This window comes from Mesorhizobium sp. M7D.F.Ca.US.004.03.1.1 (assembly GCF_003998635.1).
GTDB classification, from domain to species: domain Bacteria; phylum Pseudomonadota; class Alphaproteobacteria; order Rhizobiales; family Rhizobiaceae; genus Mesorhizobium; species Mesorhizobium loti.
Genome location: NZ_RZQG01000916.1, coordinates 1 through 2,301, shown reverse-complemented (window position 1 = coordinate 2,301; position 2,301 = coordinate 1). Strand labels below are relative to the sequence as shown.

The 2,301-nt window shown below is 59.6% G+C and carries 2 protein-coding genes; both read right to left on the bottom strand.

What is annotated here, in order from left to right:
- A partial coding sequence (locus tag EN935_RS31840) for an ABC transporter permease (RefSeq protein WP_164771522.1) occupies positions 1 to 915 on the bottom strand: 915 nt, incomplete at its 3' end.
- Positions 916 to 1,039: 124 nt separating this feature from the next.
- Positions 1,040 to 2,301, bottom strand: a 1,262-nt coding sequence (locus tag EN935_RS31835) for an ABC transporter substrate-binding protein (RefSeq protein WP_127374009.1), incomplete at its 5' end; no start/stop codon positions are given.

Below are 2,301 nucleotides of genomic sequence, written 5' to 3'. Positions count from 1 at the left end.
GCCCTGGATCAGCGGCAGGTCGCGGTTGATGACGGCATCGATCGCCATATTGCCGAGGCCCTCATAGGAAAACAGCCGTTCGACGATGACGGTGCCGCCGATGAGGAAGGTGAACTGCACGCCGACCAGCGTCAGCGTCGGCAGCGCCGCGTTCTTCAGCGCCTCGCGCAGGATGACCTGCGTTTCCGAAAACCCTTTCACCCGCGCCAGTGTCACGTAGTCCAGCGTGATCACCTCCTTGAGCGACATCTTCAGCAGCTGCGAAATGATCGCCGCCAGCGGCAGCGCCAGCGCCAGAGCCGGCAGGACCATGTGGCTCATCAGATCCCGCGTTACGTCGAAGCGTAGCCGCACGATGCTCTCGATCAGATAGAATTGCGTCGAGAACTGCAGGTTGAGATCCGGCGACACTCGGCCCGATATGTAGAAGATGGGGGCCAGAACGCCGAACAGCAGGATCAGCACCAGCCCCCACAAGAAATCAGGTATGGACAGCACGGCGCCGTTGGCGACATCTATCGCCCCCTCCGCAGCGGTGCCCTGCTCGCGCGTGCCAAGGACAGCGAGCGGCACGCCGATCAGCAGCGCGATCAGCAGCGCAAACGTCGATAGCTCAAGCGTCGCCGGGAGCCTGGCAAGCACCAGCGTTATGACATCCTGGCGCAACGAGATCGATGTGCCGAAGTTGCCCTGCAACACGCCGGAGACCCAGATGAAGTATTGCTCCACCAGCGACTTGTCCAAACCGTAGAAGGCGCGCAGGCGATCAATGTCGACTTGGGTGGCTCCGGGCGGGAGCATCATGGCGATCGGATCGCCGGGCGCGACGCGGATAATGACGAAGACCACGACTGAAACGCCCAGAAGCGTGATGGCGATCGTTAGCAACCGAAGAACCAGTCGGTTCAGGATCATGTTGGGAAGTCCGGAGAGGTGATCAGGATATGGCTGTTTCAGAAGCGCTATGCATAGCCGAGCAGGTTGCCCCCCGATGGGGGGCAACATTCCAGCCGACACGCAAACTCATGACACCGGCGGCTTAAGCCGCCGGTGTCATGAGCGCCGGGAGGAGCGCGCCGGAAACATGCGGTACGACATTCACTTTTTTCGAATGAAGGATCGGCTGGGCGTACTGCACAAGGGGCAATACATAAGCGTTTTCCGCGATCATCTTGTCGACCGCCTTGTAGCCCGCGATCCGCTTGGCCTCGTCGGCTTCTGTCCACAGCGGCGCAATGGCCGCAACGAGATCTTGGCTATCCCAGACGGAGCCCGGCCCAGGGCCGAACATAGCGAAACCGGTGGACGTGGACGGATCGCCGATCGAATTGCCCCAGTTGTAGAATGCCGCTGGCGCGAGCTTGTCGGCCACACGCAGCTCGAAATGCTTGGCGACCTCGTAGACTTCGATCGTGGCTTCGATGCCGACCTTGCGCCACATACCGACGATTGCCTGGATCATCTCGTAGTCCTTGGGCTTGAAGCCCTTGGTCGTCTGAATGACGAATTTTGCCGGCTTATCAGTGGAATAGCCTGAAGCAGCGAGCAGTTCTTTCGCCTTTTCAGGGTTGTGTTCCACCTTGATGGACGGATCGAAGGCCAGGTATTCCGGGGTCTGCAACGTATCGAGCGGCCGTCCGTAGCCGCGCAGCAGGCGGTCCACCAGCAGCTTCTTGTCTATCGCCATAACGGCGGCCTTACGCACATTGGCGTCCAGCATCACCTCAATGTCGTTGAAGAAAACCATCCCGATATCGGAGATGTTTTTGCATGAGCCGGCAAGATTGCCAGCAGCCATCAGCCGGTCATACTCCTCGTAGGGGACCTCGAGGGTCACCTGGGACGATCCGGATTCGATCTCAGCCACCCGGCTTGCCGTGTCGGTCACGAACCGAATTGTGACATCCTGGAAAGCCGGCTTGCCGCCCCAGTAGTTGGGGTTCGCCTTCAGCCGCAGGAAAGCGTTGCGCTCGAACTTGTCGACCATATAGGGGCCGGTTCCGATCGGCTTTGCCTCGAAGCCTTCCGGTCCGACCTTCTCGTAATAGGCCTTCGGAAGCACATAGCCGGTGAGGAAGGACATCCACTTAAAGTAAACAGGGTCGAACTGCACCACGTCGCCGGTGACCTTGTTGCCGTCGGTCTTGAAATTGGTGACGTTCTTCCAGACTGATTGGATCGGGTTGCCAGTTTCGTCCTTGCCGGCGCGGTCGAGTGACCACGCAAGATCCTCGGCGGTAAAGGGTGATCCGTCGTGCCAGGTCACCCCTTCACGGATGGTCATCATGACCTTCTTGCGAT